The organism is Williamwhitmania taraxaci, assembly GCF_900096565.1.
Classification (GTDB): domain Bacteria; phylum Bacteroidota; class Bacteroidia; order Bacteroidales; family Williamwhitmaniaceae; genus Williamwhitmania; species Williamwhitmania taraxaci.
In genome coordinates, this window is record NZ_FMYP01000017.1 from 54229 (window position 1) to 58895 (window position 4667).

Sequence of the window (4667 nt, forward strand, 5' to 3'; positions counted from 1 at the left end):
ATTCTTTAACCGAGGGCTTTCCCGCTTCGCGGTTCGCCCCCGGCTATTAAATTACAGCCCTTCAGGCCTAAAAAGAAAAAACATTATGCTATCTCTGTGTTCTCCGTGCCTCTGTGTAACTTTAAATTTTCCTTTAAACTAAACCCAACATACCAATGAAACTAATCAGATACTCACTTGCCCTGGTTGCGCTATCGTCGATGGTGGCTACCGATGCGCTGGCCTGCACCGTAATTGCTGCTGGAAAGAAAGCCACCGCCGATGGTTGTGTGCTGATATCGCATACCGACACCGGTCCCGATTCGCGGATTTTCTTTGTGCCCGGACGTATATTTAAACCGGGCGAAATGGCTCCCGTGTTTGGCGGTATTCAGGATGCCGACCGTCCGCTAAACGACGACGGCAAAATTCTTGGCTACATTCCGCAGGTAGAGAAAACTTATGGCTACTTTCAATCGGCCTACTCGCACATGAACGAGGTTCAGCTGGGAATTGCCGAAAGCACCACCAGCCAGCGCGACGAGCTAAAGTGCACCTTCGAGACCGGTAAGGGAATTATGACCATTGAGCAGGCCATGATATACGCCCTACAGCGCTACAAGAAGGCCAGCGAGGCCACTCGCTTTATTGGCGAACTCATGACCAAGTATGGCTTTGTGCCCTCGAGCGGAGATGGTTCCGAATCGCTTGTGATTGCCGACACCGAAGAGGCATGGGTATTCGAAGTGTTTGGCGTGGGTGCCGGATGGACTCCCGAGAGCAAAAAGCCCGGTGCCATTTGGGCGGCTCAGCGCCTTGGCGACGACCAAGCCATTATGATTCCCAACTGGAGCGTGATTAAGGAGATTAACCCTGCCGACAAGGACAACTTCATGGTTTCGGACAACTATAAGCAGGAGGCCATAGACCGCGGATGGTATAATCCTGCATCGGGAAAGCCCTTTGTGTGGCAAGATGCCTACGCACCGCTACCCGAAGAGTTTGCCACCAGCCGCTTTTGGTTGTTCTACACCACCTTTACCCCAAACTTAAAGCAGTGGCCCGACCGCATGCTCGATCCAAAAAATCCATACAAGGGAATGCAGCCCTACTTCCAAGTGGTGGAGCCGCTTTCGCTCTACCCCTTCTCGGCTACCCCCGAAAAGAAGATCTCCGTGCAGGATGTGATGGCATTCCAGCGCTCCACCTTCGAGGGCACCATTTACGACATGACCTCCTACCCCGAATGGCTGGTGCCCGATGGAAAAGGCAGCTACATAAAGAGCCCTTTGGCCACGCCCTTCCCCGGCAGCGAAATGCGCAAGCTAATAAAGCAAACCTACCGCCGCCCTGTGGCCCGCCACCGTGGACACTACGGCATGATTATGCAGCTGCGCGGCTGGCTCCCAAACGAGGTGGGTGGCGTTTACTGGGTTTACCTCGACAACCCATACTTTAGCCCCTACGTGCCTATTTATGCAGGAAACCTTTCGGTGGCCGAAACCTACAACATTTACGATCCCAACAAGTACGACGAGCGTTCGGCACGATGGGCCATCGATTTTGTGGACAACCTCGCCAACCTAAGCTTTCAGGATATAGCCAACGATGTGCGTGCCGTGCGCGATCCATTCGAGGCCAACATTTTTGCCCGCCAAAACCAAGTGGAGCAAGAGGCCATGACCCTTTACAAGAAAAACCCCAAGGCCGCGCGCGAGCACCTTACCAGCTACTCCAATGGCCTTATGAACGACGTAACCAAAATGTTTATTGGACTCCGCAACGACATTATTGTAAAGTATACCAACAATCAGGAGTAAGCTTGGCCACAGACAAAGACAAAACATTATAACCTAAAATGCAGCGAGGGTGCCCCAAATTGAAGGCACCCTCGGGTGTATTGTGTAGAGATTAAGAAAAAAACTTAGGATAAGATCGTTATGGATACTAATTTTGACCTTTCGCTACCGGAGCAGGTTGCTACAGAAAATGTGGACGATAAACTTTAAGTATGAAACGCAGCTGCTGGATCAGATGAAATGGGAAATACCTCTCTAAATAAAGATTTGACCCATGAAGGTTTTAAAAATAACTGTAATTGTATGCTTTGTCCTATTGTTTTTTTCTGCTTGGTTTACTATAACAACTGTGCTATTTCCTCTTAGCAGCGCGATTCACGATGTATTTACTAGGGATCATTTTGTTAAAATGGTTGTTCAGATTGAAACACAAGAAAGTGGGGCAGGGCGTTCGCAAATGGTCTTATCGTATTGTATTATAAACGGTAAGAAGTTGGGTGTTCATGATGCTGATGAGGATAAGGTTGAGATTGATAAGTTCTACTATGTGTGGTATAATACCAAAACGGATAAGGTTTACTTAACCGATAAAAACAGCCTGTATTATGATGCTTATGGGGAGTTAGTTCACGCTTTAATATTGGTATTTGCTGCTATTGGCATTGCGATACTGCTGTTTTTTACCATTCGATTTATCGACCGGAGGGTTAAGTGATGTATTGTAAAGTATAAAGCAATCTCTTATGGCCGGGGTTAGCTGCAAAGTATCCATTCCAAAATACTGGGATGTGGTTAACTTTAAGTATGAAACGCAGCTGCTGGATCAGATGCAATGGGAAATACCTATACCTAAATAGAATTAATGTATGAAATTTCTTAAAGCAATTGCAGTTACGTGCGGTATCTCTCTGTTTTTTTCTTTAATGTTTACTATCATGTTTACATTTTATCTTTCATACTGTATTCGCGATGTTGTTTACAGAGATTATTTTGTTAAAATGGTGGTGCAGATTGACGCAAAGGGACGCGGAGCAGGTCGTTCTCAAGGCGACAAAATTTATTGTATGATTAACAATAAAAAATTAGTTGTTCAAGTTCACAATAGTAATGAGGTAGAGATCGATAAATACTACTATGTGTGGTATAATACAAAAACGGATAAGGTTTACTTAACCGACAAAAACAGCCGGTATTATGATGCTTATGGGCAATTAGTTCACGCTTTAATATTGGTATTTGCTGCTATTGGCATTGCGATACTGCTGTTTTTTACCATCGGATTTATCGACCGTAGGGTTAAGTGATGTATTGTAAAGTATAAAACAATCCCTGTATTGCCGGGGTTAGCTGCAAAGTATCCATTCCAAAATACTGGGATGTGGTTAACTTTAAGTATGAAACGCAGCTGCTGGATTATGCAGTGAAGTTTAATTGTTTGATAGCCGCGAATTAGGGTGTGTAGGTACTGTATGTAATTAATAATTTTTGAAGTATGAAAAAAATCTGTTTAGTGTTGAAAATTGGATTGATAGTTTTATTTGTCCCAATGTTTTTCGCCTGCATAATGCTTCTTGCCCAAATGTCAAATGTATATAAGGTGATAAAGTATAGCAATATGGGTAATGGCTTTCATGCGAAGTGGTTTGTTGTCGATAGCATTTCTTATAAGAGTGCTGGAGCTGGAAAATCTCCTTTTACTTATTTTGATGGAGAAATTGATGGACAACGGGTTTCTGCTTGGAAAGTGGATATTGCGACTAATACTCGGCAACAAAATCCTCGACTCGGGGATACAATTTATGTTTGGTATAACACCAGTGAGCCATATTTTTTGCTTGCGAGAAATAAAGAAGAAATAGTGTATCGACCAATACATTATTATTTTGACGTATTTCCACGGTTTGTATTTACAATGATTCCTACTTACTTATTGCTCCTAATTGTTTACAAGAGGTTAAAGAAAAAACTAAAAGCAAATGAAACGAAATAGTTTTCGGAATAGGCATTTCGCTACTCCTGTTTTTTACCATCGGATTTATCGACCGTAGGGTTAAGTGATGTATTGTAAAGTATAAAACAATCCCTGTATTGCCGGGGTTAGCTGCAAAGTATCCATTCCTAAGTATTGGGATGTGGTTAACTTTAAGTATGAAACACAGCTGCTGGATCAGATACAATGGGAGTTTGATTTACCTAAATAAGATAAATTATGAGAACTTTAAGAGTGATTTTGTTTGTGTTTTGTGTCCTATTTCTAATTTCCTCTTGGTTTACTATTACAACTGCTTTATTTCCACTTAGCAGTGCTGTTAATGATTTAGTTATGAAAGAATATTTTGCTAAAAAAGTGGTAAAGATTGAATACATGGAGTCAGAGGGTGGTGGTAGTTCTCATATACAATCATTTTGTGTAATAAATAAAAAAAAAATAATTATATATGGGGCATATGAGGAGGAGGTTGAGGTTGATAAGCACTACTATGTGTGGTATAATACCAAAACTGAGAAGGTTTACTTAACCGATAGGAAAAGCCAACGCTTTGATGCATCGGGGAGGTTGTGGCATTTAATTCTGGTTGAGTTAGTTTCAATTTTTATCACTACTGTCCGACTAAACTCTAAATATTCATTTATTGCCTCTGCATCCCAATAAACACAGGCAACGATTTTGATTATTAGAAAAGCACCCCTCAGAAAATAAGTTTAATTTGACCGTATAAATCTGGCGAACCTCGCTTATTTAAGTAGTCCCGCTTGGTGCTGCGGAGCAGCTCAAAAACATCGAGTAGGCTGATCAGGTGTATCCGGACTAGCGTTGCCACCACCGAAAATGCTTTCTGGGTGTTGGCCATCTTTTGGATCACGGTCATGAGCAGCTGGGCGATCAGC

General features: G+C 42.9%; 6 protein-coding genes. 5 read left to right on the forward strand and 1 reads right to left on the reverse strand.

Annotation, left to right across the window (positions count from 1 at the left end):
* Positions 1-155 precede the first annotated feature (155 nt).
* From BLS65_RS06420 to BLS65_RS06440, 5 genes are all read left to right on the forward strand, one after another.
* On the forward strand, positions 156-1799 hold the full coding sequence (locus BLS65_RS06420) for a dipeptidase (RefSeq protein WP_092437109.1): 1644 nt from the start codon (positions 156-158) through the stop codon (positions 1797-1799).
* A 253-nt stretch (positions 1800-2052) separates the two neighbouring features.
* Positions 2053-2493 carry a hypothetical protein gene (locus BLS65_RS06425; protein WP_092437111.1) on the forward strand — a complete coding sequence of 147 codons (441 nt, stop codon included), beginning with the start codon at positions 2053-2055 and terminating at the stop codon, positions 2491-2493.
* 151 nt (positions 2494-2644) lie between these two features.
* A complete protein-coding gene (locus tag BLS65_RS06430) occupies positions 2645-3082 on the forward strand; it encodes a hypothetical protein (RefSeq protein WP_125869791.1) in 438 nt (145 codons plus the stop codon).
* Positions 3083-3270: 188 nt separating this feature from the next.
* Positions 3271-3768, forward strand: a complete 498-nt coding sequence (locus BLS65_RS06435) for a hypothetical protein (RefSeq protein ID WP_092437116.1) — start codon at positions 3271-3273, stop codon at positions 3766-3768.
* A gap of 333 nt (positions 3769-4101) precedes the next feature.
* On the forward strand, positions 4102-4431 hold the full coding sequence (locus BLS65_RS06440) for a hypothetical protein (protein ID WP_092437118.1): 330 nt from the start codon (positions 4102-4104) through the stop codon (positions 4429-4431).
* A gap of 37 nt (positions 4432-4468) precedes the next feature.
* Here BLS65_RS06440 and BLS65_RS18190 read toward each other — a convergent pair.
* A partial coding sequence (locus BLS65_RS18190; RefSeq protein ID WP_170830017.1) for a hypothetical protein occupies positions 4469-4667 on the reverse strand: 199 nt, incomplete at its 5' end.